Annotated in this window: 23 protein-coding genes; 10 read left to right on the top strand and 13 right to left on the bottom strand. The window is 70.1% G+C overall.

Translation table 11 applies throughout. The features are described from left to right. Positions 1-207: 207 nt before the first annotated feature. Positions 208-3,057: a glycoside hydrolase family 3 C-terminal domain-containing protein gene (locus ABD235_RS14470; protein ID WP_344174290.1), complete on the top strand. Its 2,850-nt coding sequence runs from the start codon at positions 208-210 to the stop codon at positions 3,055-3,057. Here the strand turns inward: ABD235_RS14470 and yicI are convergent. Together yicI and ABD235_RS14480 are read right to left on the bottom strand one after the other, a co-directional pair. Further along, complete coding sequence (yicI, locus tag ABD235_RS14475) at positions 3,054-5,276, bottom strand: alpha-xylosidase (protein ID WP_344174292.1); 2,223 nt, start codon at positions 5,274-5,276, stop codon at positions 3,054-3,056. The genes ABD235_RS14470 and yicI overlap by 4 nt on opposite strands. Before the next feature lie 122 nt (positions 5,277-5,398). Beyond that, a complete protein-coding gene (locus ABD235_RS14480; RefSeq protein ID WP_344174294.1) occupies positions 5,399-6,628 on the bottom strand; it encodes a D-arabinono-1,4-lactone oxidase in 1,230 nt (409 codons plus the stop codon). Positions 6,629-6,774: 146 nt separating this feature from the next. On the opposite strand from ABD235_RS14480, the gene ABD235_RS14485 reads away from it, so the two are divergent. Further along, positions 6,775-7,773, top strand: a complete 999-nt coding sequence (locus ABD235_RS14485; RefSeq protein WP_344174296.1) for a YdcF family protein — start codon at positions 6,775-6,777, stop codon at positions 7,771-7,773. A 9-nt stretch (positions 7,774-7,782) separates the two neighbouring features. Continuing rightward, entirely contained in the window at positions 7,783-8,544 is a 762-nt protein-coding gene (locus ABD235_RS14490; RefSeq protein WP_344174298.1) for a hypothetical protein, read from the top strand. Here ABD235_RS14490 and ABD235_RS14495 read toward each other — a convergent pair. Further along, positions 8,537-9,298, bottom strand: coding sequence for a sulfite exporter TauE/SafE family protein (locus ABD235_RS14495; RefSeq protein WP_344174300.1), 762 nt, complete (start codon positions 9,296-9,298; stop codon positions 8,537-8,539). The two genes, ABD235_RS14490 and ABD235_RS14495, sit on opposite strands and share 8 nt — an antisense overlap. Next, positions 9,295-10,050, bottom strand: coding sequence for a FadR/GntR family transcriptional regulator (locus ABD235_RS14500; protein ID WP_344174303.1), 756 nt, complete (start codon positions 10,048-10,050; stop codon positions 9,295-9,297). Before ABD235_RS14500 ends, ABD235_RS14495 begins: the two co-directional genes overlap by 4 nt. 89 nt (positions 10,051-10,139) lie before the next feature. Between ABD235_RS14500 and ABD235_RS14505 the strand changes: the two genes are divergently transcribed. The 3 genes from ABD235_RS14505 to ABD235_RS14515 are packed head-to-tail and all read left to right on the top strand — an operon-like array spanning position 10,140 to position 14,025. Beyond that, positions 10,140-11,459, top strand: a complete 1,320-nt coding sequence (locus ABD235_RS14505) for an SLC13 family permease (RefSeq protein ID WP_344174305.1) — start codon at positions 10,140-10,142, stop codon at positions 11,457-11,459. Positions 11,460-11,464: 5 nt separating this feature from the next. After that, complete coding sequence (locus ABD235_RS14510; protein WP_344174308.1) at positions 11,465-12,610, top strand: CaiB/BaiF CoA transferase family protein; 1,146 nt, start codon at positions 11,465-11,467, stop codon at positions 12,608-12,610. Beyond that, a complete protein-coding gene (locus ABD235_RS14515) occupies positions 12,598-14,025 on the top strand; it encodes a carboxyl transferase domain-containing protein (RefSeq protein ID WP_344174313.1) in 1,428 nt (475 codons plus the stop codon). Before ABD235_RS14510 ends, ABD235_RS14515 begins: the two co-directional genes overlap by 13 nt. Here the strand turns inward: ABD235_RS14515 and ABD235_RS14520 are convergent. Together ABD235_RS14520 and ABD235_RS14525 are read right to left on the bottom strand one after the other, a co-directional pair. After that, on the bottom strand, positions 14,018-14,254 hold the full coding sequence (locus ABD235_RS14520) for a response regulator transcription factor (RefSeq protein WP_344174315.1): 237 nt from the start codon (positions 14,252-14,254) through the stop codon (positions 14,018-14,020). The two genes, ABD235_RS14515 and ABD235_RS14520, sit on opposite strands and share 8 nt — an antisense overlap. Then, positions 14,200-14,763 carry a hypothetical protein gene (locus ABD235_RS14525; protein ID WP_344174317.1) on the bottom strand — a complete coding sequence of 188 codons (564 nt, stop codon included), beginning with the start codon at positions 14,761-14,763 and terminating at the stop codon, positions 14,200-14,202. Before ABD235_RS14525 ends, ABD235_RS14520 begins: the two co-directional genes overlap by 55 nt. A gap of 225 nt (positions 14,764-14,988) precedes the next feature. On the opposite strand from ABD235_RS14525, the gene ABD235_RS14530 reads away from it, so the two are divergent. Continuing rightward, the gene (locus ABD235_RS14530) at positions 14,989-15,558 is read left to right on the top strand and encodes a CGNR zinc finger domain-containing protein (protein WP_344174319.1); all 570 of its coding nucleotides are present in this window, start codon (positions 14,989-14,991) and stop codon (positions 15,556-15,558) included. On the opposite strand, the gene ABD235_RS14535 is transcribed toward ABD235_RS14530, so the two are convergent. Both ABD235_RS14535 and ABD235_RS14540 read right to left on the bottom strand, forming a co-directional pair. Then, positions 15,555-17,471, bottom strand: coding sequence for a protein-arginine deiminase family protein (locus tag ABD235_RS14535; protein WP_344174321.1), 1,917 nt, complete (start codon positions 17,469-17,471; stop codon positions 15,555-15,557). The genes ABD235_RS14530 and ABD235_RS14535 overlap by 4 nt on opposite strands. Positions 17,472-17,561: 90 nt before the next feature. Next, the gene (locus ABD235_RS14540; protein WP_344174323.1) at positions 17,562-18,506 is read right to left on the bottom strand and encodes a ring-cleaving dioxygenase; all 945 of its coding nucleotides are present in this window, start codon (positions 18,504-18,506) and stop codon (positions 17,562-17,564) included. Positions 18,507-18,628: 122 nt separating this feature from the next. Here ABD235_RS14540 and ABD235_RS14545 point away from each other — a divergent pair, with 122 nt between their 5' ends. Further along, positions 18,629-19,204: a nicotinamidase gene (locus ABD235_RS14545; RefSeq protein WP_344174325.1), complete on the top strand. Its 576-nt coding sequence runs from the start codon at positions 18,629-18,631 to the stop codon at positions 19,202-19,204. Here ABD235_RS14545 and ABD235_RS14550 read toward each other — a convergent pair. The 4 genes from ABD235_RS14550 to ABD235_RS14565 all read right to left on the bottom strand — a co-directional run bounded on the left by ABD235_RS14550 (position 19,197) and on the right by ABD235_RS14565 (position 23,264). After that, positions 19,197-20,732, bottom strand: coding sequence for an AbgT family transporter (locus tag ABD235_RS14550; protein WP_344174327.1), 1,536 nt, complete (start codon positions 20,730-20,732; stop codon positions 19,197-19,199). The genes ABD235_RS14545 and ABD235_RS14550 overlap by 8 nt on opposite strands. Before the next feature lies 1 nt (position 20,733). Then, the gene (locus ABD235_RS14555; RefSeq protein ID WP_344174329.1) at positions 20,734-21,705 is read right to left on the bottom strand and encodes a CE1 family esterase; all 972 of its coding nucleotides are present in this window, start codon (positions 21,703-21,705) and stop codon (positions 20,734-20,736) included. 120 nt (positions 21,706-21,825) lie between these two features. Beyond that, complete coding sequence (locus ABD235_RS14560; protein WP_344174332.1) at positions 21,826-22,575, bottom strand: creatininase family protein; 750 nt, start codon at positions 22,573-22,575, stop codon at positions 21,826-21,828. Beyond that, positions 22,572-23,264, bottom strand: coding sequence for a FadR/GntR family transcriptional regulator (locus tag ABD235_RS14565; protein WP_344174334.1), 693 nt, complete (start codon positions 23,262-23,264; stop codon positions 22,572-22,574). Before ABD235_RS14565 ends, ABD235_RS14560 begins: the two co-directional genes overlap by 4 nt. A 123-nt stretch (positions 23,265-23,387) precedes the next feature. Between ABD235_RS14565 and ABD235_RS14570 the strand changes: the two genes are divergently transcribed. After that, positions 23,388-24,866, top strand: a complete 1,479-nt coding sequence (locus ABD235_RS14570; RefSeq protein WP_344174336.1) for a M1 family metallopeptidase — start codon at positions 23,388-23,390, stop codon at positions 24,864-24,866. Beyond that, positions 24,866-25,093, top strand: coding sequence for a PLD nuclease N-terminal domain-containing protein (locus ABD235_RS14575; protein ID WP_344174338.1), 228 nt, complete (start codon positions 24,866-24,868; stop codon positions 25,091-25,093). Before ABD235_RS14570 ends, ABD235_RS14575 begins: the two co-directional genes overlap by 1 nt. 37 nt (positions 25,094-25,130) lie before the next feature. Here the strand turns inward: ABD235_RS14575 and ABD235_RS14580 are convergent, their stop codons facing one another. Beyond that, the gene (locus ABD235_RS14580; protein ID WP_344174341.1) at positions 25,131-26,993 is read right to left on the bottom strand and encodes a bifunctional metallophosphatase/5'-nucleotidase; all 1,863 of its coding nucleotides are present in this window, start codon (positions 26,991-26,993) and stop codon (positions 25,131-25,133) included. Between the last annotated feature and the right edge of the window lie 7 nt (positions 26,994-27,000).

The following is a 27,000-nucleotide window of genomic DNA, read 5'->3' on the forward strand; positions in this document are numbered from 1 at the left end:
GACGCAATGCGGTTCTTCGGACGTCACGGTTCGCGCGCGGCGCGGGCCGAGATCTTGACCGTCCGCTCCCGGGGTGCGACGCTCTGAGACACCTTCTGATCGAAGCGCTTCGATGACTGCCTCTCCACCCTCCCCGACCAGCACTGTCGAAGCGCTTCGACCGCCTTTCCGTCGGCAGACGGCCGAGCGCTCCGGAGCCCGATCACGATGACCTCCCCGCCCAGCACGCCGCAGACCTCCCCTCCCCCGTTCCGCGACCCGGCCCGCAAGCTGCCGGAGCGCGTCGGCGACCTGCTCGAACGGCTGACGCTCGCCGAGAAGCTGGGGCTGCTCCACCAGCACCAGGGCGCCGTACCGCGGCTGGGCCTGGCGCCGTTCCGGACCGGGACCGAGGCCCTGCACGGCGTCTCCTGGCTCGGTCCCGCCACGGTGTTCCCGCAGGCGATCGGCCTCGCCAGCAGCTGGAACACCGACCTCGTCGAGGCCGTGGGATCAGCGGTCGGCGACGAGGTGCGCGCGTTCCACCACCGCGACCGGACCGCGGTCGGCCTCAACGTCTGGGCACCGGTGGTGAACCCGCTGCGCGATCCCCGCTGGGGCCGCAACGAGGAGGGCTACTCCGAGGACCCCTGGCTGACCGGCGAGCTGGCGGTCGCCTACGGCCGCGGCCTGACCGGAACCGCGCCGGGTCCGTTGAAGACCGCGCCGACCCTGAAGCATTTCCTTGCCTACAACAACGAGACCGACCGGTGCACCACGTCCAGCAACCTGCCGCCGCGGGTGCTGTACGACTACGAGCTGCCGGCCTTCCGGGCTCCGATCGAGGCCGGTGCGGCCGTCGCGGTGATGCCGTCGTACAACCTGGTGAACGGACGGCCCGCCCACCTGAGCCCGCTGATCAACGACGTGCTGCGCGGCTGGACCGAGGACGACCTGCTGGTCGTCAGCGACGCCGGCGCGCCGGCGAACCTGGTCGGGCTGCAGGCCTACTACCCGGACGGGCCGTCGGCGTACGCCGCGGCGCTCAAGGCGGGGGTCGACAGCTTCACGCAGGACGACAACGACGCCGGGCCGTCCGTGCAGCACCTGACCGACGCGCTGGAGCGGCGGCTGCTGACCGAGTCCGACATCGACGACGCCGTACGGCACGCGCTGGCCATCCGGTTCCGGCTGGGTGAGTTCGACCCGCCCGAGCTCGATCCGTACGCCGACCTCGGCGACGACGTCGTCGGTTGCCCGGCGCACCGGCAGCTCGCGCAAGAGGCCGCCCGGCAGTCGATCGTCCTGCTGAAGCACGAGTGTCACCTGCTGCCGCTGGACTCCGCGACCGTCGGCCGGGTGGCGATCGTCGGACCGCTCGCGGACACGCTGTACGAGGACTGGTACTCCGGCACCCTGCCCTACCGGGTCACCGCCCGCGACGGGCTGGTCGAACGCCTCGGGGCGGACGCGGTCGACTTCTGCGAGGGCGTCGACCGGGTCGAGTTGCGCACGCCGGACGGCTGTCTGAGCGCTGGCGAGGACGGCGTACTCAGGCTTGGGCCGGCCGGCGGTTTCGACCTGTTCGACTGGGGTGGTGGCGCGTGGACGCTGCGCTCGATGCAGACCGGGTCGTACGTCACGGTGGCCGACGACAAGTCCCTGCGAGCCGACCATCCCGGGCCGAGCAGCTGGGTGGTCAACGAGACCTTCGAGCTGCAGCTGACCGGCGAGACGAACGCGATTCTGCGGCACCTCGCCGGGAACCGGTACGTCGTCGTGCACGCCGACGGCTCGGTCACCGCGACCGCCGAGGACGCGAGCGCGGCGACCGTCTTCGGGGTGGAGACACTGATCGACGGCGCCGCCGAAGCGGCTGCACTGGCGGCCCGGGCCGATGTCGCGATCGTTGTCGCGGGCAACCATCCGCTGGTGAACGGCCGGGAGACGGAGGACCGCGAGTCGCTGGACCTGCCGGCCGGCCAGGAACGGCTGGTGCGCGCCGTTCAAGCGGCCAACTCCCGGACGGTCCTGGTCATGTCGAGCAGCTACCCGTTCGCGGTCGAGTGGGCCGACCGGCAACTCCCCGCGGTGCTGTGGTCGGCGCACGGCGGTCAGGAGTACGGGCGCGCGCTGGCCGACGTACTGTTCGGCGACGCGGACCCGGCCGGACGGCTGCCGCAGACCTGGTACCGGTCGGCCGCGGACCTGCCCGACCTGCTCGACTACGACATCGTCTCGACCGACGCGACCTACCTGTACTACCGGGGAACGCCGCTCTACCCGTTCGGCCACGGCCTGAGCTACACCACGTTCGCGTACTCCGATGTCCGGCTGAGCTCCACCTCCGTGCCGGCCGACGGTGAACTCCTGGTGACCCTGACCGTCACCAACACCGGCACGCGCGCCGGCCGGGAAGTGGTTCAGCTGTACACGCACCAGCAGCGCTCGCGCAGCAAGCAACCGCTGCGGCAACTGCGCGACTTCCAGCGGATCTCGCTGGCGGCGGGCGAGAGCGTCGAGGTCGAGTTCGCGCTCCCGGCCGCGGACCTCGCGCACTTCGACGTCACCAGGAACCGGCGCTGCGTCGAGACGGCCAGGTACAGCGTTCTGGTCGGTCGTTCCTGCACCGACACCCGACTGACGGCTTCCTTCGACGTGCACGGCGAGCGCATCCCGGCCCGGAACGTCGGCGCAGTGCCGCTGGCCGCGACGGCGTTCGACGAGTACTGCGCGATCACGCTCACCGACACGACACCGGTCCGCGGCGACGCCGTCCGGTCGCTGGAAGCCGGTGCGTGGCTGCTGTTCGAGGACGTCGACCTGACCACCGGGTACGGCCGCTGTGTCGCGGACGTCAGCTCGGAGGGGTCGGTCCCGGCGTCGCTGGAGCTCCGGCTCGACGACCCGCTGCACGGGACCTTGCTCGGCACGATCGAGGTGCCACCGACCGGCCACCGCCACACCTGGGCCCAGCAGGTCGCCACGCTCGCGCCCGCCGACGGCGTACGAGCCCTGTACGTCGTCTTCTCCAGCGAGGCGATCTCGCTGGAGAAGCTGACGTTTCTCTCGACCTAGACGACGGTGACGGTGAACCGGTCGCAGGTGCCCTCGAGCACCTTTGCGGCCGGTTTCCCGTCGGTCAGGGTCAGCTCGATCGTGGCGACCGTCTGCCCGTTCGGCCCGGGCAGCACGACCCGCCGCGACTGGCCTTCGGACGGCGCGAACCAGCGCAGCTCGACGCCGTCGGCCCAGTCGTAGTCCGGGCGGTCGTCCACAGCGCCGACCGCGATCACGGCACCTTCCCGGACCAGCACCGGCAGGCTGTCGAAGCCGTGCGTCTCGGTGACCCAACGGCTCCCGGCCAACCGCTCGCCGGTCAGCAGGTCCGTCCAGCGCCCCTCGGGCAGGTAGAAGCGGACCTCGCCGTCCTTGCTCATCACCGGCGCCACCAGCAGGTCGGGGCCCAGCATGTACTGGCGTTCCAGGTAGGCGACGCCGGGATCGGTGGGGAACTCCAGCACCATCGGCCGCATCATCGGCGTACCGGTCGCGTGGGCCTCTTCGGCGACCGCGGCCAAGTACGGCATCAGGGACAGCTTCAGCTTGGTGAACTTCCGCAGTACGCCGACAGCCTCCTCGTCGAAGGCCCACGGCACCCGGTACGAGCTGGAGCCGTGCAGACGCGAGTGCGACGACAGCAGCCCGAACGGCACCCAGCGCTTGAACACGGCGGCGTCCGGCGTGCCCTCGAACCCACCGATGTCGTGGCTCCAGTAGCCGAATCCCGAGGACGCCAGCGAGAGGCCACCGCGCAACGACTCGGCCATCGCCTCGAACGTCGACTCGCAGTCGCCACCCCAGTGCACCGGGAACTGCTGGCCGCCGACCGTCGCCGACCGGGCGAACAGGACGGCGTCACCTTCGCCGCGCTGCTCGGTCAGCAGGTCGAACACGGCCTTGTTGTAGAGGTGCGGGTAGTAGTTGTGCATCCGGCGCGGGTCCGACCCGTCGGACCAGACCACGTCCTCGGCCGGGATCCGTTCGCCGAAGTCGGTCTTGAAACAGTCCACGCCGAGGTCGAGCAGCGCCTGCAACTTGGACCGGAACCACGCCGTCGCGGCGGGGTTGGTGAAGTCGACGATCGCCATGCCGGCCTGCCACAGGTCCCACTGCCAGACCGAGCCGTCGGGGCGCTTCAGGAGGTAGCCGAGCCGGCGCCCTTCCTCGAACAGCACCGAGCGCTGGGCGATGTAGGGGTTGATCCACAGGCTGACCCGGAGCCCGCGGTCCTTCAGCCGCCGGACCATCCCGGCCGGGTCGGGGAACGCGACCGGGTCCCAGAGGAAGTCGCACCAGTGGAACTGGCGCATCCAGAAGCAGTCGAAGTGGAAGACGCTGAGCGGCAGGTCGCGGGACGCCATGCCCTCGACGAAGCTGCTCGTCGTCTCCTCGGTGTAGTCCGTGGTGAACGAGGTCGACAGCCACAGCCCCATCGACCAGGCCGGGACGCGGGCCGGGCGCCCGGTGAGCGCGGTGTAGCGGCGCAGGACGTCCTTCGGTTCCGGGCCGCCGATCACGTAGTAGGTCAGCTGCTGGCCCTCGACGCTGAACTGGTTGCGGGAGACGACCTCCGAGCCGACCTCGAACGACACGTGCGCGGGGGTGTCCACCAGTACGCCGTACCCGCTGCTGCTCAGGTAGAAGGGCACGTTCTTGTACGCCTGCTCGCTGGACGTGCCGCCGTCGGCGTTCCAGATGTCGACCACCTGGCCGTTCTTCACCAGCGGGCCGAACCGCTCGCCGAGGCCGTACACCGTCTCGCCGACGCCGAGCGCGAGCTGCTCGTGCAGGTACTGACGGCCTTCCTGGTCGGTGATCAGCCCGATGCTGCGGGCGCTGGACCCGGTGAGCGGCTTGCCGTCGCGCTCGAAGCGCAGGTCCCACGGGCCGTCGAGCTGAACGACCGCGGTGAGGTCGCCGCTGGTCAGCCGCGCGGTCTCCCGGCCGACCTCGACCTTCACCGAATGGTCGTCGCCAGTCGTCAGCTCGAACGCCGGCCGCGGCGGCAGCCCGCCGCTGTGGTGCTCGATCGTCACGCCGATGACGTCCGGCGCCGGCGAGGTGAGGGTGACCGTGAACAGCGGCTGGTTCAGGGTGTCGCCCCGGCCGACGATCTGCTTGGCCGGGGCGTACACGACGAGGGATCGCTCGGAAGCCTCGGCACTCTCGACCGCGGCTGGACGCAACCGCGTCAGCCCCGCCCGCAGCTGCCAGTAGCCGTCAGTGAACTTCATCGACTGCCTCTCTGCCTGGACGCGGCTCGGCCACGCAGCCGATTGTCGAAGCGTTTCGACAAACCGTAGGAGAGCGCCCCGGCCGCGTCAATGGCCCGCCCGCCCTGCGAGCAGAAGGCCGGTCAGCCGAGGGGGAGGTAGGTGTTCAGGTAGTCGTTGCGGAACTTGCCACCTGCGTCGTAGCGGCTGGCCAGTTCGACGAAGTCCCGGACCTTGGGGTAGCAGGTCGCGAGGGTGGCGGCGTCGGCGGTGAAGACCTTGCCCCAGTGCGGCCGGGCACCCAACGGCAGGAGCGCGTCCTCGATGGCCTCGACGACCGGGCGGACCGCTGTCTCGTCCTGGATCCAGGTGAAGTGGAAGGCGACGCTGTCGCGGCCCTGGCTCGGGCTGAGCCACAGGGTGTCGGCGGCGATCGTACGGACCTCAGAGACCTGGATGAGCGGCGCCATCTCCTTGCCCAAGGCCTGCAGCCGTTCGATCGCGACGGGGGCCTGAGCGCGTTCGACGAAGTACTCCGACTGCAGTTCCTCGCCGTTCGACGGCGTGAACTCGAGGCGGAAGTGCGGGAGCCGCGCGTTCCACGGGCCGGGGACGCCGCCCTGCTGGGTGGCGAAATCGGCGGGCATCGTCTTGATCGGGTGGCGGGCGCCGTCGGCCAGACGGGCACCGAGCCACTCGGGCTCCAGGGTGGTCTGCTTGGCCTTGCGCCAGACCATCACGTCGGGGTCGACCCAGTCGGTGAACGCGCTCACGCTGTACGCGCTCGAGAACACCTCGTCGAACGACGAGGCCAGGCGCTCGACCGGCAGGCCGTCGTACACGACCTGGCTGATCTCGTACGACGGTTCGACCGCGAGCGTCAGATGGGTCGTCACGCCGAGCGCGCCGAGCGCGACGATCGCGCCGTCGAAGTCCGGATCGGTCTTGTCGAGCGACACCAGCGATCCGTCGGCGCCGACGAACTCGATCCGTACGACGGCCGACGCGAGCGTCCCGTTCGTGTCGCCGGAGCCGTGCGTCCCCGTCGAGCAGGCACCCGCGACCGAGATGTGCGGCAGCGACCCCAGGTTGTGCAGCGCGAGCCCGTCAGCCTGCAGCGCGGCCGTCACCTCGCCGTACCGCAGTCCGCCGGCGACGCGCACGGTGCGCCGGTCCGCCGCGATCTCGATCGTCTTCGGCAGGTCGAGCACCGACACCAGGGTGTCCGCGGTGTCGGCGATCCGGTTGAACGAGTGCCCGGTGCCGAGCACTCGGACCCGCTCGCTGCCACCGACCAGCTCCTGCAGCTCCTCCACCGACGTCGGCCGGTGCGGCTCCGCCGCGAAGGTGATGTTGCCTGCCCAGTTCTTCATGCGGTTCCTCTCACCGGATTCCCCGGAGCCTTGCACATCGGTTCCCGGCAAGTTTCCGTCACCTCCGGCGAGCCAGCACCTGGCGACCGGAACCGTCCATGATTTGATACGACCGCTCGCCACCGACGGTGATCAAGGAGACACGGATGATCTTCGGGTTCGGGATCGCGGCGTTCTGGTTCGTGCTGTTCGTGATCAGCTTCGTGCGCGACCGGCGGGTGCTGCGCAACGGGATCTACCTGGTGATGACGGTGTTCTTCGCCGGGATCGGCACCGTCTTCGCGCTGGAGTCGGTCAACCAGACCGCCGCCCGCTGGCTGGTCCTGCTGGTGCTGGTGATGATCCCGGTGACCGGGCTCGTGCTGACGGTCGCGCTGATCGGCAACGGCGTGGTGATGCTGCGCCGCGAGGGCCGGCGACCGGCGAACCTGCTGTCGCTGGCGGCCGGTCTCGGGATCGTTGCCTTCGGCATCTTCAGCGTGCTGGTGCTGAAGACCGGGTCGCCGTTCCTGGCCGCGGTCCGGGACGCGATCGGCGGGACGCTGGGCTACGTGTCGTTCCTGTTCGTCTGCTTCCTGGCCTACGCGTTCGTCTACGCGCGGATCCGGTTCTTCCGCCGGCCCGACTTCATCGTCGTGCTCGGTTCCGGCCTGCGTGGCCGCCGGGTCCCGCCGCTGCTGGCCAGCCGGCTCGACAAGGCGCAGGCCGTCTGGCAGAAGGAACGCGACAAGGGCCGTACGCCGTTGCTGATCACCTCCGGCGGCCAGGGCCCGGGAGAGGAGGTCGCCGAGGCGGTCGCGATGGCCGACTACCTGGTCGACCGCGGCGTACCGGCGGACGCCGTACTGCGTGAGGACCGGTCGACGACGACCTTCGAGAACCTCACCTTCAGCAGCCGCATCATGACCGAGCTCAACCCGAAGTACCGCTGCCTGATCGTCACCAACAACTTCCACGCCCTCCGCGCCGCCTTCACCGCCCGCAAGGCCGACGTCAACGGCCAGGTCCTCGGCTCCCCCACCGCCCTGTACTTCTGGCCCAGCGCCACCATCCGCGAGTTCATCGCCGTCCTCGTCGACCACAAGCTCGCCAACGGCATCGTCATCGGCCTGATCCTGCTGAGCGCCTTCGCCCGCCTCGTCTAGGGTGGATGCGTGAGTCTTACCGCTGGCGGTCCGCGTCGTGAGGATTTCTTCAAGGTGCCCGGCAAGGGAGCCGGCGCGCCGGTGAAGCCTGGGGAGAAGCCGCCGGTGGACCGGACGGCTTCGTTGTCGGTGGGCGCGTTCCAGCCGGTGATCGCGGCGGTGCCGATGCCGCGGCGGTTGTTCGAACACGAGAAGGAACGGGCGGCGGCGCTGGCGGCCGGCTCGGACGGCGAGCGGGAGCTGAAGAACGTGGTCGCCGACCTGGACGTCGCTCTCACCACCGCCGTACTGCTGCTGCGCGGGGTCGAGCACGCGAAGGCGCGGGAGCGCGTGGTCGAGGCAGTGCCGTTGCTCGTCGGCTCCGCGGACTACCAGCCGCTCGATGCCGCGGCGGAGTTCCTCGATCTCGACGGCGAGGACGTGGCCGAGATCCTGGACGGCTTGACTGAGCAGGGGTACGCCGGGCCGACCGAGGAAGCGATCGCGCAGGCGGAGGATCTGCGCGAGCAACTCAGGCAGGTCGACCACGAGAAGCTCGACGCCTTCCTCGAGAAAGCGCTGCGGATCGTCGTCCTGGTGTCGTTCACGGGCGCTGCCGCTCCGCTGGGCGCCTTGACCGAGGGCGACCCGCAGCTCGCCGAGGTCGCGAAGGCAGGCGTCGTGGGACTGGCCGCGGTGGCGCTGCAGGAGTTGCCGAGCAGCAAGTACGAGAAGGTCGAGGACCACGAGGTCGAGGACCTCATCGAGGGGCTGACTCCGCCGGTCAGGTGAGCATCGTCACCGCGGCGATCACGCCGGCCAGCACGATCAGGATCCGGAGCAGCGTCGGCGGAAGCACCCGGCCGACGTGCGCGCCGGTGTAGCCGCCGACGATCGAGCCGATCGCGAGCAGCCCGACCGCGGTGTAGTCGAGGTCGGCGACGAACACGAAGATCAGACCGGCGACGACGTTCGCGGCCATCACCGCCAGGGTCTTCAACGCGTTGACGATCCGCAGGTCGAGGTCGAGCCCCAGGCCCAGCACCGCCATCATCATCACGCCCGAGCCGGCGCCGAAGTACCCGCCGTACACGCCGGTCAGGGTGGCGAAGAACGTGGTGACGGGCGACATCTTCGTCCGCGGCCCGACCTCGTGCGGTTTCCGGGAGCGCAGCCAGCGGGAGATCGTCGGCGTCGCGCCGACCAGCAGGCAGGTGAACAGGATCAGCCACGGGACGATCGCCTCGAAGACGCCGGACGGCAGCGCGAGCAGCAGGACGGCGCCGCCGATCGAGCCGAACGCGCAGGTCGCGACCACCACCCAGGTCACCGCGGGCTGTTCACGCAGTTCGCGCCGGTAGCCGAGCGAACCACCGAGGCCGGCCGGGATCATCCCGACCGTGTTCGACGCGTTGGCGACCACCGGCGGGATGCCCAGGGCAACCAGAACGGGGAAGCTGACCAGGGAGGCCACGCCGACCGTGGACGTCAGCAGTCCGGCGACGAGCCCGGTAGCGATGACGATCAGGTGCTCAGTACCCGTCACGACTGCTCGGCGGAGAGGTCGGCGGCACGCCCCAGCGGCTCCGGAGCGCGGCCAGGCTCGCGCAGCAGAGCCACGTCACTGACCAGCATCACGTGCTCGTGCATCGCCTGGGAGGCGGCGACCGGGTCGCCCGCGACGATGGCCTCCGCGACCTTGCGGTGCCCGGCCAGCGAGTCCTTCGGTCGCCCGGGCTGCGACAGCGACTCGATCCGGGTTTCCCGGATCAGGTCGTGGATCGCCTCCATCATCTGCCCGAGCAGTTCCGACCGCGCCGCCGTCGTGACCGCACCGTGGAACTGCTCGTCCGCGTCGACCCCGCGCCCACCGGCCGCGATGTCGCGTTCCATCGCGGCCAGCGCCGCCTGGATCGCGACCACATCAGCGTCAGTACGCCGTACGGCGGCCAGCGCGGCCAGCTTCGACTCCAGCGCGTCCCGCGCGTCGATGATCTCCGGCAGCCGGTCGGCGTGCGCCCGGATCGCCTCGATCACCGGCGCGGTCCGCGCCTGCTCGGTGAGCACGGTCCCGTCACCGTGCCGGACGACGACCACGCCGATCACCTCGAGCGCGACCAGCGCCTGGCTCAGCGTCGCGCGGCTCACGCCGAGCCGGACGGCGAGCTCCCGCTCGGGTGGCAGCCGGTCACCGGCCTTCAGCCCGTTCTCCGCGATCCATCCGGTGATCTGCTCGGCGACCTGCTCGTAGAGGCGGGTCCGTAGCACCGGACGCGGAAAGCGCGGAGAGTCGTCCATGAGCACCAATGTATTGACAACTGGGTCATTGAGCTATTGGCTAGGCCACTGAGCCAACTGTGGCGTCCCCCACATCATTGGAGAATCAGATGGGTCCCGAGTGGGTAGCGATCCTGGCGCTGGTCGCCTTGTTCGTGATCGGCACGCTGCTGCCGATCAACATGGGTGCGCTCGCGTACGTCGCGGCGTGGCTGGTCGGCATGTTCTCCCTCGACCTGAGCGAGAAGGAGATCCTCGGCGGGGTCAGCGGTGACCTGATCCTGACCCTGATCGGCGTCACCTACCTGTTCGCGATCGCCAAGAACAACGGCACCGTGGACCTGATCGTGCGATCCGCGGTCCGCGCGGTCGGCGGCCGGGTCGCGCTGATCCCGTGGGTGATGTTCGCGGTGACCGCGCTGCTGACCGCGATCGGCGCGGCCAGCCCGGCCGCCTGCGCGATCATCGGGCCGATCGCGCTCGGGTTCGCCGGCAAGTACAAGATCAACCCGCTGATGATGGGCATGTTCGTCGTGCACGGCGCCCAGGGCGGCGGGTTCTCCCCGATCAGCATCTACGGCACGATCACCAACTCGGTGATGGAGGACAACAACCTGCCGTCGAGCGAGATGACGGTGTTCCTGGCCAGCCTGGCCGTCAACCTGGTGATGGCGGCGATCCTGTTCGTGCTGTTCGGCGGCCGCCAGCTGATGGCCCAGCGGGTCGACCCTGACGACGAGGACACACTGAGCGAGGACCTCCACCGCGGCGGCGCGACCGTCCCGGCGCGCGGGTACGGTACGTCGGCCCCGACCGGTACGCAGGCGCTCGGCGTACGGCGGGACCAGGTGCTCACGCTGGTCGCGTTCGTCGGCGTCGCGCTGGTCGCGCTGGTGTTCGACAAGAACATCGGGTTCGTCGCGATCACCGCCGCGGTGATCCTCGCGATGCTGTCGCCGACCGAGCACAAGGACGCGGTCCGGCAGATCGCCTGGCCGACCGTGCTCCTGGTCGCCGGCGTCAGCACGTACGCCGCGATCCTGACCGAGGCCGGTTCGCCGGAGTTCGTCGGGAACTGGGCGGCCGGGCTCGGCGCGATCGCGATCGGCGCGCTGGTGCTCTGCTACGTCGGCGGCGTGGTGTCGGCGTTCGCGTCGTCGACCGCGCTGCTGCCGGTGATCATCCCGATCGCCGTCCCGCTGATCGCCAACGGCGGGATCAGCGCCGGCCTGTTCGTCGCCGCGCTGGCGGTCTCGTCGACGATCGTCGACGTCAGCCCGTTCTCGACCAACGGCGCGCTGATGCTGGCCAACAAGCCGGACACGATCGCCGAACCCGTGTTCTACAAGCAGATCCTGACCTACAGCATGATCGTCGTCGTGGTGGGTCCGCTGCTGGTGTGGGCCGCGCTGGTCCTGCCGGGGTGGTGAGCACGATGAGTGGACCGCTGGACGGCGTACTGGTCGTCGATCTGTCGCGGGCGCTGGCCGGGCCGCACGCGACGATGATGCTGGGCGATCTCGGCGCGCGGGTGATCAAGGTCGAGGCGCCGGGGCGCGGCGACGACACGCGCGGGTGGGGGCCGCCGTTCGTCGGTGAGGAGTCGACGTACTTCCTCTCGGCCAACCGGAACAAGGAGTCGATCGCCCTGGATCTGAAGGATCCTGGTGATCGCGAGGTGCTGCTGCGGCTGGTCGACCGGGCCGACGTACTGGTGGAGAACTTCCGGACCGGGGTGCTGGAACGGCTCGGGCTCGGGCTGGAGGCGTTGCAGGCCAGGAATCCGCGGCTGATCGCGCTGTCCATCACCGGGTTCGGGCACGACGGGCCCGAAGGCGGGCGCGCGGGGTACGACCAGATCGCGCAGGGCGAGGCCGGGTTGATGTCGCTGACCGGGTCGGGGCCCGAGGATCCGCAGCGGGTCGGGGTGCCGATCGGGGATCTGCTCGCGGGGATGTACGGCGCGTACGGCGTACTGGCGGCGCTGCGGGAGCGGGACCTGACCGGCGTCGGCCAGGTGGTGCGGACGTCGTTGCTGGCAGCGGTGGTCGGGGTGCACGCGTTCCAGGGAACGCGGTACACGGTGGCCGGAGAAGTGGGGGTTGCCCAGGGCAATCATCATCCGTCGATCGCGCCGTACGGGTTGTTCCACTGTGCCGACGGCTCGGTGCAGATCGCGGTCGGCAGTGAGGGCCTGTGGCAACGGCTGGTTTCGGCGTTCGCGCTGGACGAGACCGGGCTCGAGACGAACGCGTTGCGGGTGGCCGATCGGGCGCGGGTGATCTCCGTGGTCGAAGCCGCCTTCGCCGAGTGGCCGGCCGAGCGGTTGCTGGCCAAGCTCGACGAGGTCGGTGTGCCGGCGGGCAAGGTGCGGCGGCTCGACGAGGTGTACGAGTGGGAGCAGACGGCGAGCCAGGGACTGCTGATCGACGTCGAACATCCGTCGCTGGGGTCGGTGCGGTTGCCGGGGCCGCCGTTGCGGTTCTTCGGGGCTGACGGCGACGAGAGGACGCGACGGGATCACGGAGCGCCGCCGACGCTCGACCAGCACGGCGAGGAGATCCGGAGGTGGGTGTCGTGAGCGCCCGGCCGAGTGCGCGGGAACTGATCGAGGTCGTGCTCGATCCGGGCTCCTTCGAGTCCTGGGACGAGCCGGCCGACCTGAGTGGTCACTCCCCTGCCTACCTGGAGCAACTCGAGGCGGCCGCCAAGCGGTCGGGGGCGGACGAGTCGGTGCTGACCGGGCGCGGGCTGATGCGCGGGCGGCCGGTCGCCGTACTGGTGAGTGAGTTCGCGTTCCTGGCCGGGTCGATCGGGCGGGCGGCGGCGGCGCGGATCACGTCCGCCGTACGCCGGGCGACCGCGGAAGGCCTGCCGATCCTGGCCTCGACAGCGTCGGGCGGAACGCGCATGCAGGAAGGCGCCCCGGCGTTTTACGAGATGGTCCGGATCTCGCGCGCGCTGATGGAGCACAAGGCCGCCGGCCTGCCGTACCTCGTCCACCTCCGCCACCCGACCACCGGCGGCGTCTTCGCGTCCTGGGGCTCACTCGGCCACGTCACCGTCGCCGAGCCCGGCGCCCTGGTCGGCTTCCTCGGCCCGAAGGTGTACCAGGCCCTGTACGACGAACCGTTCCCCACCGATGTCCAGACCGCGGAGAACCTGGCAGAACACGGCGTCATCGACGGCGTCGTCGAGTCCGTCGACCTCCCGGTGCTGCTCGACCGAGCCCTCGGCATCCTCGTCGATCCCCCGGCACCGCCCGAGCTCGCCCGACGGACAGCCGCTACCCTCCCCGTCAGTGAGACCGTCGCGGAGGCTGACGGGTTCGTCGGCGGCTGGGACGCGGTGACCGCGACCCGGCGAGCTGATCGAGCCGGAGTGCGCGAGTTCCTGCGCTTCGCGTGCAGCGGCACGGTCCGGCTGACCAGCGCGGACGCCAACGTGCTGGTCGCGCTCACCCGCATGGACGGCCGCCCCTGCGTCCTCGTCGGCCAGGACCGCGAGTCCGACCGCCCACTCGGCCCGGCCGCGCTCCGCACTGCCCGCCGCGGCATGCGACTCGCCGAGGATCTCGGCCTGCCCCTCGTCACCCTCATCGACACCGCCGGCGCGGAACTCTCCCGCGCGGCCGAAGAAGGCGGCCTGGCCGGCGAGATCGCGCAGTGCATCGCGACGATGAGCACGCTGACCGTACCGACCGTCTCCGCCCTGCTCGGCCAGGGCACCGGCGGCGGCGCGCTGGCGTTGCTCCCGGCAACGACCGTGATCGCCGCCGGCCACGCTTGGCTCGCGCCGCTACCGCCCGAGGGCGCCAGCGCCATCATGTACGGCGACACCACCCACGCCCCCGCGCTCGCGACCGCCCAGCGGATCGCGGCCACGGACCTCCGCGCCGCCGGCATCGTCCACCACGTCGTACCGGAACTCCCCGACGACACCGCGGAGTCACTCACCACAGCCCTCGCCGCCGAGATCGCCCACCACCTCAGCTGAGCTTGCTCCGCGCGTAGCGAACCCCAGCAGCGAACCGGGTCCGAACCTGCAACGCCTCCAGCAACCGAGCCACCTCGTACCGCACCGATCGCACACTCAGCCCGATCCGCTCAGCGATCTGGTCGTCGGTGCAGCCCTCGCACAGCAACTCGGCGATCACCTGCTGCCGACTCGTCAGATCAGCCTCCGGCTCGGCCAGCTCACTCGCCCGTACGGCGGTCTCCCGCACCGCCCGCAAGTACTGCCCGGCCGCGTTGACCGCCTCCAGCCGCCGATCAGCATCAGGCTGCGCTGCCCGTCGACGACCGGCCCCTCGAGCACCACCCGCTCGCCGTCGAACACCTTCAGCTGGATCGGCCCGTACGCCAGGTGGTACGGCATCTCCTCGGCCGCGATCAGGAACTCCGTCATCGCGTCGGTCCCACCGGTCACGTCGAAGAAGCTCGTCATCCGGACCCCACGCTCGACGAGGACCTGGTTCAGCTTGTGACTCGGCGCGAAGCTCTCGACGCTCTGGCACTGCGTGGAGGTCACCGCGGTCAACTCGGAGCAGTCCCAGCACAGGTCGTGCAGCCACTCCCGCAGCCCGACGCTGTCCCGCCCGAAGACCTCGACCTCGACACCCTGCCGGCGCCCCGCCAACCACTCGTCACAGAACCGGGCGCGCACCACCTGCAACCGCAACGAGGCGTCCCACACCTGCTGCCGTACCGGGAAATGAGCCAGTACCCGTTCCACAATCCCCACCCCCGTGGCGAATCCGACCTCGACGCCGGGAATCCTGCCACGCCCGACGATCACCCGCCGCGCTCGGAGTGTCGCCCGCGGCAACCACTCCGGCATCAAACGTTGGCTTGGCGCCGGGCCGGCGTGGTCGGCACTGCGGCCGAAGAACAGCAGAAGCGGCCGGTGATGGACGCAGCGTTCGTTGCGTCATTCGACGTCACCTGTCAAACTGGTGACGTGGAGCATGCCTTTCCCTGCGGGAACACCGCCCTCGACTTCGTCGGCACGCTGAAGGCGCGCCGCAACGCCGTACCGCTGGAGACGCTCACCGGGCCCGGCAAGCTCGAGGCCTGGTACCGCGAGGCCGGCGTCGTGGCCGGCAGCGAGGTCACCTGCGCCGCCGACGACGTGCCCCAGGCCGTCACGGTTCGCGAAGCGATCTACACGCTCGTCTTCGCCCGGCTCAACGAGCTCCCGTACGACGACCACGCGGCCGAGATCGTCAACGCGGCCGCCCGCGTCCCTGCGGCGGTCCCCCAGCTTCTCCACAACGGCCACCGCATCGAGGCCACCGCCGAGCAGGCTCTCTCGTCCGTCGCCCGCGACGCGATCGCCATCCTCGGCGGCTCGGACGCCGAGCTCCTCAAGGAGTGCGGACGCCCCGAGTGCACCCAGGTGTACCTGGACCGCTCCCGAGGCGGCCGCCGCGAGTGGTGCGCGATGGAGACCTGCGGCAACAAGATGAAGGCCAAGGCCTACCGGGCGCGGAAGAAGGACCAGACCCGCCCGGTGTCGGCCAGGCCTTAGTTCCACCACCTCGTCGACAGCGAGTCGCGCAGGGTGTTCGTCGCGCAGTGGATCTCACCCTCGGACACGTGCTCCGAGGTCAGGTCGTCGGCGTAGGTGACCTGGTAGCCGATCCCGCCCAGCGCCTTGCCGATCGCCGTCGCGAAGACGTCCTGGCCGTCGACCACCGGCCCGTACGGCTTCGGCGCGACGTACCGGCCGCCGTTCAGCACCAACCCGTTCACCGCACCTGGGATCTCCGCCACCGCGTCCCGCATCGCGTGCAGCTTGGCGATCGCCTGGTCCTTCTCCGGCCCGTCCTCCAGCTGGCTGATCTCGGTCTCGAGCATCCCGTAGTCCATCGACTTCGCCGTGAACAGCGACGGCACCCGCACCAGGTCCGCGTCGGTCAGCCCGGCCTGCGCCTTCAGCACCTCGACGTTCGCCTGGATCTTGGCCGCGGCCCGCTCGTTCGTCTCCACGAACTGCTGGTCGGCCAGGAACTCGGAGGTGCTCCGCTGATCGATCCGCAGGTCGTACGGCCACTCCAGCTCCGGCAACCCACCGTGCATGATCTCCCCGCCGTGCCCGCTCTTCTGTACGCCGCGCAGCAGTTCCAAGCCGGCCGCAGGATCGGCGACCAACGCCTTCCATCCCCACCGGCTCCCCGGCACCACCACGAACTGCAGGAACTCGTCGACATGTCCCACGGTCAGCCACGACGTGTCCAGCGCCAGCGGGTCCTGCATCCCCTGCGACTTCAGCAGCGTCACCATCTCCGGCGCCGGCCCGGTCTTCCCGTGCTCGAACCCGTCGCCGCCGATCACGATCCGCCCGACCGGATGCCCAGGCGTCGGCGGGATCGTCTCGAGGTTCCCCATCGAGTCGTAGCTGTCGTTCTCCTCCGGCACCGGTACGTGCTCGACGTGCACGCCCGCGACATCAGCCCCCGCGAGGTCGGTGAAGATCACCCGCGACCCGACCCGGCGCGAGTCGTTCACCGACCCGAGCAGCACCTTCATCCCCTGCGGCTTCCCACCCGGACCGGGGATCGACATGTACGCCGGCTCGAACAGATCCTGTGTCCAGCTGTCGTCCCCCTGGTCGAGCAGCTGCACCCCACCCGGTACGCCGGTCTGCTTGACCACCTTGTCGACCTGCTTGCGCCAGGCCGCCCCCACCTTGTCGCTGTCTCCCGCGGCCCCGGCGAACACCTTCTGCACCCGCTGCGTGTTGAGCTGGGTCAGCACCGGCGCCTCCTTCAGCGCAAGGGCCCCGGTCGCCGACGAACCGTTGCCGCTGACAACAAGCTTCAGCGTCGCCGTACCGTCCCACGCGGCCGCGTCCCGGACGATGTCGCGCCCCTCGATCCCCAGCTCGACCCCGTGCCGCACCTCGTCGGCCGTCAGCACGGTCGACGGCGACCACCCCGACGTCCGTTTCACGAACACCCGCACGTGATCGGTCGACACGGTGATCCGGCCCGTAGCACCGGCCGGCGCACCAACCCAAGGCGCAGTCCGCACCCGAGCCAGGTCCTTTGCGTCCTGAGCCCCGTTGACCACCGCATCGGCAGCGTCGTTGCAGGCCGCCATCGTCCGATCCGCGACGTTCTTCTGCCGCTGGTACGTGCGAACGAGCTCCTGGTACAGCCGCTCCGCCTTCTCCTTGTCCGGTTCCTTCTCCAGTTCCTCCTTGCGCTGGTAGAAGGCGTCGTCGTACGCCGCCTCCTGCGCGACCGCGTCCTTCGCCACCGTCCGCGCCTTCGCCCGGCACCGCCCGGCGTCGTCGTCCAGATTGGCCAGGAACAACACCGAGCCACCAGTCAGGTGGTCCCCGTGCAGTGCGGCGACCGGCCCACCGACAGCTCCGGCGGGCAGGGCACTACCGAGCAGACCGGCGGCCACCGCGCCGGTCAAGAGAAGACGTGACATGCGGTTCCTTATGACTCGGGAATGGGTCGAGTCACAGGCTCGCGAAGACTTTTCCGGATCCTGTCAGGATCCGGTCCGCAGCCGGTCCTTTCAGCTGGGCAGCTCGATGGACGGCAGCGTGTTCTCGATCTGCTCCCGGTTCGGCTCCAGCCACGGCGGCAGCTTGAGCTTGCGGCCCAGCTCCAGCAGCGGCTCGTCGACGGTGAACCCCGGCTGGTCGGTCGCGATCTCGAGCAGCACGCCGCCCGGCTCGCGGAAGTAGATCGACGTGAAGTACTGCCGATCGAGAATCTCGGTCACCTCGGCGCCCGACTCGATCAGCTGCTCCCGCCACTCTGCCTGCGTCTCCCGATCGGGCGCCCGGAACGCGACGTGGTGCACCGTGCCGCCCGCCTGCAGGCCCTTCTCGCCGGCGCCCGCGGCAACGTCGACCAGCGTGCCCGGGTTGTCGCCCGACATCGTGAACCGAGCCCGTCCGCCGCTCTCGTCACCCAGCGTCATCCCGAGCATCCCGCCGAGCAGCTCGGCCGTCGGCTCCAGCTCGGCCTCGGTCACCGTGATCGCGTGCAGCCCGCGGACCGCGTGCTCGGCCGGAATCCCCGCCGCGCCGTCCCAGCCCGACCGCGAGTCGCCCTCGGCCGCGACCAGCTCGATCACCAGCCCGTCGGGGTCCCGGAACGCGATCACCTCTTCGTCCGTACGCCGTACGGGCGCGTCCGCGTCGACCTTGAGCCCGGCCAGGTGCTGCTGCCACCACCCGAGGCTCTCCGGCGGGATGCTGAACGCGGTCGCCGTCGCCAGCCCGGTCCCCTGCTTGCCGTCCGGCGCCTCCGGCCACGGGAAGAACGTGAGCAGCGTCGACGGCAGACCCGCCTCGTCCCCGTAGTACAGGTGGTAGAGCTCGGGCCGGTCGAAGTTGACCGTCTGCTTGACCAGCCGCAGCCCCAGCACCGTCGTGTAGAAGTCGATGTTGCGCTGCGGATCGGTCGCGACCGCCGTGACGTGGTGCAGGCCGTGCGGCGTGATCGGGTTCATGCTCTCAGCATCCCTCACCGTCGTGCACGCGCATAGGTAGGCAGCAGGGCCGCTCGTGCTGCTCCTCACCGCGATCCGCGGCCGCGGCTTGTACCGTAAGGGCAGGAGAGAGGAGTCCCGCGATGACACGGGCGCTGATCGTGGTCGACGTGCAGAACGACTTCTGTGAGGGCGGCAGCCTGGCCGTCGCCGGAGGCGCGGACGTCGCGTTCCGGATCGGGCAGCTGCTGCACGAGTGGCACGAGGCCGACCCGAACGACCGCAGGTACGGCTACGTGGTGGCCACCCGCGACCACCACATCGAGCCGGGCGACCACTTCTCCGACGAGCCCGACTTCGTGAACTCCTGGCCCCGGCACTGCGTGGCGGGCACCGACGGCGTCGGCTTCCACCCGAACCTGGACCCCCAGCCGTTCGACGCGATCTTCGACAAGGGCGAGTACGCCGCGGCGTATTCGGGTTTCGAGGGCAAGTCCCACGACGGGGACGGCCTGGCCGCCTGGCTGCGGGACAAGGGCGTCACCGAGGTCGAGGTGTGCGGGATCGCGACCGACTACTGCGTCCGCGCGACCGCCCTGGACGCGCACCGCGAGGGCTTCACGACGACGGTGCTGACCGGGCTCACCGCAGGGGTGGCACCGGCCAGCACCGAACAGACTCTCGTCGAGCTGCGGACCGCGGGGGTCGCGCTTACCTGACCGGCGCTCCCGGTCCCAGCGGGATGCCGAGCGCCCACCAGGCCAGGAAGAGCAGCGTCCAGGCGATCGTCATCGCGACCGCCAGCGGCACCGTGTACGACGCCAGCGTGCCGACGCCGGCGTCCTTGCGGTAGCGCTGCAGGAAGCCCAGCGCCATCACGAAGTACGGGCTCATCGGCGTGATCGCCGTCGACCCCGAGTCCGCGATCCGGAACAGCGCCTGCGTGGTCTCGGCCGGCACGTTCAGCAGCAGCATCATCGGCACCAGGATCGGCGCGGTCAGCGACCACATCGCCGAGCCGCTGGTGACCAGGATGTTGATCAGCGTCAGCAGCACCAGGATGCCGAGGAAGATCACCACCGTCGGCGCCCCGATGTCTCCCAGCCAGCGCGCCGACTCGGCCGACAGCAGGTCGCCGATACGGCTCCAGCTGAAGTAGGCCAGGAACTGGGCGATCGCGAAGAACAGCACCAGGACCGGCGCCATCTGCTTGATCCCCTCGGCCATCAGCTTCGGGACGTCGCCGGCCTGCTTGATCGTGCCGACGGTCACGCCGTACGTGATGCCGACCAGGCCGAACAGGACCGCGACGACCATCGCGATGCCGTCCAGGAACGGCGACTCGACGATGCTGCCGTTCTCACCGCGCAACGGCGAGTCGTGAGGCAGCAGCATCGCGACGATCGCGACCGCGGCGACCAGGAACACGATCCCGGCCCGGCGCAGGCCGCTGCGCTCGCGGTCGGACAGGTGCAGTGCGTCCGGGTCGTCGCCCGGCGCGTCCGGGTCGGCGTCCAGGTCGGTCCGCTTGCTCAGCACCAGCCGGACCACGAGCGTGATCACCAGCGACAGCAGGATCGACGAGGCGATGTTGAAGAACCAGTTCGACAGCGGCGAGATCGACGCGTCCGGGTCGACCGTCCTGGCGGCCGCCTCGGTGATGCCGGCGAAGATCGCGTCGTTCGGCGTCGGGATCGGGCTGGCGTCGTACCCGGAGGCGATCGCGGTGTAGGCCACCACGATGCCCAGGATCGGCGACCGGCCGACGGCCCGGAAGGCCAGCCCGCCGAGCGGGACCAGGATGATGTACGCCGCGGCCGACGCGACGTGCGCCATCGTGCCGGCGAAGGCGACCGCGAACACCACCATCGAGGTGGGCACCCGGGACACGCTGACCTTCATCAGCGACTGCAGGAAGCCGGTCCGCTCGGCCAGCGCGACACCCATGATGACCACCACGATGGTGGCCATCGGCGGGAACTCGGCGAAGTTCGACACCGCCGTCGAGACCGCCATCTGCAGGCCGTCGCCGGACAGCAGGTTCTGCACCGCGACGGTCTTGCCGTCCTTGGGCGAGACCACCGACACGTCAAGCACCGAAAGGATCCAGCTGACCACCGCGAGGATCGCGGACAGGATCCAGAACAGCCAGAACGGGTGCGGCAACGCGTTGCCCGCCTTCTCGATCACCGCCATCGCCCTCACCAGGCGGGGCAGCTCCTTGGCCTCCTCGGTCGCCGTGCTCATCTCAGCTCCTCAGCTTGTGCGCGCGGAAGAACGCACCGATCAGCTCGTGCGCCTCGAAGGTCTGGGTGACGTAGCCCGGACCGGACGCCGCGTCCGAACCCGGCCAGCTGTGCCCGCCGTCGGTCACGGCGACGTGCACCACGTCGGCCTTGCAGCCCTTGTACGTCGCGGTCAGGACGTCGTCGCCCTGGGTCGTCAGGCGCGGCTCGGGATCGCAGTGGTTGCGGACCGCCCAGTCGCGGGTCCAGGTCTGCACGCTCGGCAGGTCGCGCGACCCGTCGCCGCCGTACGGGATGGTGGTGTCGCCGGTCCCGTGGATGTCGAGCACGGGGATCGGCCGGCTCGGCGCGCAGCGGCCGCCCTCGATGTAGAACGCGCCGGCCACCGGGGCGATCGCGGCGAACCGGTCGGCCATCCGGCAGGCCAGGATCCCGGTGAAGCCCGCGCCGTTGGACTTTCCGGTCGCGTAGACCGCGTTCTTGTCCACGCAGTACGCCGCCTCCAGGCTGTCCAGCAGGTCGGCGGTGAACTTCACGTCGTCGACCCCCGCCTTCGAGTACGGCGCGCCCTGCCAGGCCTGCTTGTCCTCGTCACCGAGCACACCGTTGGGGTAGGCAACGATCGCGTCGAGCTTCGACAGGTCCGAGAAGGCCTCGGTGAACGCACCGGTCTTGCCACGGCCGTGGTAGACGACGATCAGCTGCTGCGCCTTCTTCGCGTCGTACTTGGCGGGCAGGTGCAGGCGGTAGGTGCGCTCGATGCTACCGCTGACCAACGTGTAGTCGGCGCCGGTCCCGGGCTGCTGAGCTGTTTGCTTGGAGCAACCAGTACTGCGGTCGGCCGCAGCGTCCTGCTGCTCCTGCGCGGTCCCGGCCGCCGGGGCGGCGATGGCCGGGACCAGCGGCGTACCGGCCACGGCGGTCACCAGGCCGGCCGTGACCAGGCCGGCGAGGGCAAGGCGATGGAGTCTCATCAGGGGTGCCTCCTCGGGCGTGCGGCCTGCGGGCGGGCAGGCTCGCGCCTGGAACGCATCGGGCGTGTCCAGTGAGTGTGCGGAATCGGCCGGTCGCGGCGGCGCCGCGACCGGGCTGGGTCAGGCCGAGAGGAGCTCGTCGGCGAAGGCTGCGATCCGGTCGGCGGCCGTCTCGACCAGGAGACGACCCTGCTCAGCGGTGGCGCGTCGGGGATCTCCCAGGACGCCACGCTTGTGGTACTCGTCGAACCCGACCGACATCCGTGGTCCCTGCTTGGTGCGGGACAGGCGGGCGGGGGTGCTCAGTTCGTCGAACGTCAAGGCGCCGGGCTCCAGTTGCTCGGCGTGGACCAGCTCGGGCGCGAGGTACAGCATCTGGGCGGTCTCCGCCTCACCGGCGTGACCGTGCACCTCGCTGACGTCGGTGATCAGGTCGGAGACGATCTCGGTCAGCGGGGTCCAGGCGAAGGTCAGGTCGCTGCGCACGTACTCCTGTGCCAGCACCGACAGCGCGGCGTTGTTGCCGCCGTGCCCGGTGACGACCAGGAACTGCCGCCAGCCGTGCTGGAACAGGCTGTCCACGAGCTCTCGTACGACGGCGGCGAAGGTTGCCGGGGACAACGTCATCGTGCCGGCGAAGGCCATGTGGTGCGGCGAGACGCCGTACGTCAGGGGCGGAGCCACCACGGCCCGGCCCGCCAGCCGCTCGGCGACCAGGTCGGCCACGCCGACGGCGCGGACGGTGTCGGTCGACATCGCCATCCCGCCCCCGTGCTGCTCCTGGGCGCCGACCGGGATGATCACCAGCGGCGCCGTACGGACGGCGTCCTTGGCCTGGTCCGTGGTCATCTCGGCGAGTCGGTTGATCACGGGAGCTCCGGGAAGGTGGCGGCCTCGACGGCGGCGCGGATGTTGTCGAGGTGCTCGCGGGTCAGGCACTCGGCCTCCTGGGCGTCCTGCGCGCGGACGGCGTCCAGGATCGCGCGGTGCTCCTCGTGGTCGCGTTCGCGGTTGTCGTACAGCTGCCGGATCTGCTGCTGCTCGCGCAGCCGGACCTTCAGCAGCGAGGTCAGCACCTCCTCGAGCAACGGGTTGCCCGAGGCGGCGGCCAGCTCGACGTGGAAGTTCAGCGCGAACGCCGGTCCGCCGGGCGGCACGAGCGCGTTGGTGACCGCGGCTTCGAGGCGTTCCAGGTTCTCCGCGCCGCGTGCCAGCGCCGACTGACGGGCGACGGCCGGCTCGATCACCAGGCGGGCGCCGATCAGCTGCAGCACCGACTCCTTGGTGATCGGCGGGCGGTGCGGGTTGGCCAGGACGACGTTGTTGATCGTCGGCCCGACATACGTGCCGGAGCCGTGCCGGAACTCGACCGCACCGGTCGCCTCCAGCTTCCGCAGCGCCTCGCGAATGGTCGGCGTGGTCAACTCGAACCGCTTGGCCAGCTCACGCGCGGACGGGATCGCGTCCCCCGGGCCGAGATCCTGGTCCCGGATGATGCCCAGGATCGCCTCGGTCAGGCGATCGGACAGGCTCGGCGTCTCCGCGGTTGAGTAAGTCACAAAGTGACTAAATCACTTAGCCTTTCGCCACGTCAAGACCTCGTCGACCTACGACTTCCGTAGGGCCTGAGCCCGGCCCTGGGGTCGATGTGCGGTCTGGTCCGGTTCGGCCAGGCTGGTCCCATGCCTACTCCTCACCGCATCACGGCGTTGCTGGCAGCAACCATCGGACTCACCCTCACCACCGGCGTCGCGGTCGCAACTCCCTTCACCCCGGGCGCCCACAGCGCGGGCGACCGGCTGTTCCCCACCCTCGGCAACGGCGGGTACGACGTCCAGGACTACGACCTCAGCCTGCGGTACCAGCCGGACCGTACGACGATGGCCGCCTCCGTCACCGTGCGCGCTCTGGCCACGCAGGCGCTGTCGTCGTTCAGCCTCGACTCGGTCGCCCAGCAGATCACCGCGGTCCGCGTCGCCGGCCGCGCGGTTCCGTACCGGCTGGATCCGGCGGCCGAGAAGTTGATCGTCACCGCGCGGATCCCTCAGGACGCGTTCTTCACGGTCAGGATCGACTACGTCGCCGACCGGTCGAAGAACCCGGCACCGCCCGGCACGACACTCCCGCCAGGAGTCGACTGGCCGATCGAGGCGTGGGTCAAGACTCCCGACGGCTTCTCGACGTTCGGTCAGCCGAACCGCGCGCACCAGTTCTTCCCGTCGAACGACTACCCGAGCGACAAGGCCCGCTACACCGTCCGCCTGACCGCGCCCAGCGATCGGACCGCGGTGTCGGCCGGGCGGCTGCTGGCGTCGTACCAGCACGGCGGTGAGAAGACCTGGATCTACCGGACCGATCACCCGATCAAGCCCGACGTGCTGCCGATCGCCGTCGGGCGGTTCCGCGAGATCAAGCAGACGGGTCCGCACGGGCTCCCGGTGCGCAGCTACGTCTCGCTGGCGAAGGCTCCTGACGGCAAGGCCTACTCGGACGCGATGGAGTTGACCGCACGCGAGACGCCGGCGCAGCTCCGTTGGATCGAGCAGCAGCTCGGGCGGCCGTTCCCGTACGAGAAGTACGGCGTACTGGGACTGATGAGCGCGTACAACGGCGTCGCGCTCGAGACTGCGACTCTGTCCACCTTCGGCGGTGGCCTGTCGCTGCCCCCGAAGGACGAGGCGCCGACGCTGGTGCACGAACTGGCCCACCAGTACTTCGGCGACTCCGTTGCCATCCGCAACTGGGACGACATGTGGCTCAGCGAGGGCCACACCCGGTACTACGAACGCAAGTACGCCGCCGAGCGCGGCTTCATCGACCTCGACGCCGAGCTGCGGTCGTCGTACGCGGCCGACCAGGCCAACCGCGACGAGCAGGGCCCGGCCGGCCACCTGAAGAACTCCGGATCCGTCCTCTTCGACACCGACGTACCCGGCCAACTGATGCTCACCGGCCTGAACCTCCTGGTCGGCGACGCCACCTTCCGCCGGATCGAGCAGACCTTCTACGACCGCTACCGCGACGGCGTCGCCTCCACCGCCGACTACGTCGCAGTAGCCAACCAGGTCTCCGGCCGCGACCTCACGGCGTACGTCGACAGCTGGCTCTACGCTCCGACCACGCCACCGATGCCGGGCCACCCGGACTGGAAGGCCGCCTGATGAACTCCCTCGCCCTCAGCAACGACACCCTCGGCACCCTCGGCGGCGCCGGCATCATCGCGATCCTCGCCGCCTACGCCCTGCTCGTCCTCGGCGCGCTCGTCAGCTCGCTCACCGCCCCGCAGTCCGGCGGCATGAAGCTCGTCTGGCTCGTCTTCATCATCGTCGCGCCGTTCATCGGCAGCCTGCTGTGGTTCCTGTTCGGCAAGCGCAGCACCTACGCCTGACCTGTGGCCGCCGCCCTGGTGGGCGGCGGCCACCTGCTCACGCGGTGACGACGATCGGCGCGCCGTTCGAGACCAGCGCCCAGTCGGTGGTGGCGAACGCCGCCGGGTCGACCGAGCCGGTGGCGGTGACGTAGTCGATCATCAGCTGGCGGATCTCGACCTGCTGGTTGTAGAGGACCGGCGCCTTGGAGATGTGCGGGAAGTTGCCGCCGCCGGACTGGCGATAGTTGTTGACGGCAACGACGAACTGCTGGTCCGCGGCGACCGGCGCGCCGTCGTACGACAGGCCGGTGATCCGCGAGCCGACCGGCTTGGCGATGTCGATCCGGTAGACCAGCGGCTTGGTCAGGCCGCCCACGATGTCGTAGTTGTAGTCCGGCGTCCCGTTCGGCGCGGTCGGGGTCGGCGCGTTGGTGACTTGGTCCGGCGTGAACGGCCCGGTGCCGCTGACCTGCTTGAAGTACTGCGCGCTGAACTCCAGGTACTCCTGGACCTGCGCGCCGGTCAGCTTCACCGCGAGCAGCGTGTTGTCGAAGATGTAGAGCCCGGCGACGTCACGCACCGACACGTCCCCGGCCGGGATCGCGGCCGCGCGGTTGAACGGCGCCGCGATCGCGAGCACCGGCAGCGTCGCCTCCGGCGTACCGGCGATCGCCTTGCTGACCGCGTCGGCCTGGACGAAGTTGACGAAGTCGAGCGCGGCCGTGTCCTCCCAGGGCGCCGTCGCGGCCGACATCGCCGTCGTACAGGTGCCGATCTTGGAGTTCACGTACCCGATCACCTGGTCGTGGTCCTTCTGCAGCAGCCCGACCACCTTCGGGTCGGCCGCGACCGTGTTCGCGTTGAGCACCTGGCTGTGCCGCGCGACGACCTTCCACCGGCCGCGCTGCTGCTGCAGGTCGAGGTCGATCTGCGCCAGCCGCATGCCCCACTTCAGCGGCTCGACCAGCACGACCTGCTCGCCGGTCTGCTGGTTGGTGACGAACCGCTCGGCGATCTCCTGGTGCGCGTGGCCGACCAGGACGGCGTCGATGCCCGGGACCTGCTCGGCCATCGGGCCGGCCGCGTTCTCCGGCACCGGCAGCGCGTCGCCGTACGACGAACTGAGGTCGATGCCGCTGTGCGCGGACACGATCACGACGTCGGCGCCCGCGCGGCGCACCCGCGGCACCCAGTACTTGGCCAGCTCGACGATGCCGCCGAACTTGATCTTGTTCTCGACCGTCGCCTTGTCCCAGATCGCGATGCCTGGGTTGGTCAGGCCAAGGATGCCGACCGTGATCGGCCGGCCGGTGCCGGGCACGTGCACGCGCTTCAGCACGTACGGCGGGAAGACCGGCAGCCCGGTGGTCCAGTCCTGCGCGTTCGCGCCGAGCAGCGGGAACTTCAGCTGCCGCTGGAACTTGCGGAGGATGTCCAGGCCGTAGTTGAACTCGTGGTTGCCGAGCGCGGCGGCGTCGTACCCGATCGCGTTCATCGCGGCCGCCATCGGGTGGACGTGGCCGCCGGTGATCGGCTCGATCTTGGCGTAGTAGTACGCCAGCGGGGTGCCCTGGATGGTGTCACCGGCGTCCAGCAGCAGCGGCGCCGGGCGGTGCCGGTCCTTGGCGATCTCGGCGCGGGCGGCCGTGACCAGGGTGGAGATCTTCGCGAGACCGATGTCGTTGTGCGCCGAGTCGTCGTACTCGGTGTTCTTGAAGTAGTCCCAGTTGAAGACGTTGCCGTGCAGGTCGGTGGTGCCGAGCACGCTCAGGCGCACGGTCTTTTGACCATGTCCGCCTCCGTGGGTCTGCCCGGCGTACGCCGGGGCCGCCTGGTACCCCGCAGCCACCAGCGCGGTCGCCGCCGCGCCCGAGATCATCGTGCGCCTGCCCATCGTCCGGTCACCGTTGTCCGTCATCTCTCCG

Origin of the sequence: Kribbella lupini (assembly GCF_039529595.1) — a bacterium.
GTDB lineage: Bacteria > Actinomycetota > Actinomycetes > Propionibacteriales > Kribbellaceae > Kribbella > Kribbella lupini.

What these genes read in the sequence shown, in the direction of transcription:
- ABD235_RS14545 (WP_344174325.1), top strand. Translation starts at nt 18,629, where the DNA reads ATGACACGGGCGCTGATCGTGGTCGACGTGCAGAACGACTTCTGTGAG.
- ABD235_RS14505 (WP_344174305.1), top strand. Translation starts at nt 10,140, where the DNA reads ATGGGTCCCGAGTGGGTAGCGATCCTGGCGCTGGTCGCCTTGTTCGTG.
- ABD235_RS14570 (WP_344174336.1), top strand. Translation starts at nt 23,388, where the DNA reads ATGCCTACTCCTCACCGCATCACGGCGTTGCTGGCAGCAACCATCGGA.
- ABD235_RS14470 (WP_344174290.1), top strand. Translation starts at nt 208, where the DNA reads ATGACCTCCCCGCCCAGCACGCCGCAGACCTCCCCTCCCCCGTTCCGC.
- ABD235_RS14555 (WP_344174329.1), bottom strand. Translation starts at nt 21,705, where the DNA reads ATGAGACTCCATCGCCTTGCCCTCGCCGGCCTGGTCACGGCCGGCCTG.
- ABD235_RS14500 (WP_344174303.1), bottom strand. Translation starts at nt 10,050, where the DNA reads ATGGACGACTCTCCGCGCTTTCCGCGTCCGGTGCTACGGACCCGCCTC.
- ABD235_RS14485 (WP_344174296.1), top strand. Translation starts at nt 6,775, where the DNA reads ATGATCTTCGGGTTCGGGATCGCGGCGTTCTGGTTCGTGCTGTTCGTG.
- ABD235_RS14550 (WP_344174327.1), bottom strand. Translation starts at nt 20,732, where the DNA reads ATGAGCACGGCGACCGAGGAGGCCAAGGAGCTGCCCCGCCTGGTGAGG.
- ABD235_RS14540 (WP_344174323.1), bottom strand. Translation starts at nt 18,506, where the DNA reads ATGAACCCGATCACGCCGCACGGCCTGCACCACGTCACGGCGGTCGCG.
- ABD235_RS14575 (WP_344174338.1), top strand. Translation starts at nt 24,866, where the DNA reads ATGAACTCCCTCGCCCTCAGCAACGACACCCTCGGCACCCTCGGCGGC.
- ABD235_RS14535 (WP_344174321.1), bottom strand. Translation starts at nt 17,471, where the DNA reads ATGTCACGTCTTCTCTTGACCGGCGCGGTGGCCGCCGGTCTGCTCGGT.
- ABD235_RS14580 (WP_344174341.1), bottom strand. Translation starts at nt 26,993, where the DNA reads ATGACGGACAACGGTGACCGGACGATGGGCAGGCGCACGATGATCTCG.
- ABD235_RS14480 (WP_344174294.1), bottom strand. Translation starts at nt 6,628, where the DNA reads ATGAAGAACTGGGCAGGCAACATCACCTTCGCGGCGGAGCCGCACCGG.
- ABD235_RS14510 (WP_344174308.1), top strand. Translation starts at nt 11,465, where the DNA reads ATGAGTGGACCGCTGGACGGCGTACTGGTCGTCGATCTGTCGCGGGCG.
- yicI (WP_344174292.1), bottom strand. Translation starts at nt 5,276, where the DNA reads ATGAAGTTCACTGACGGCTACTGGCAGCTGCGGGCGGGGCTGACGCGG.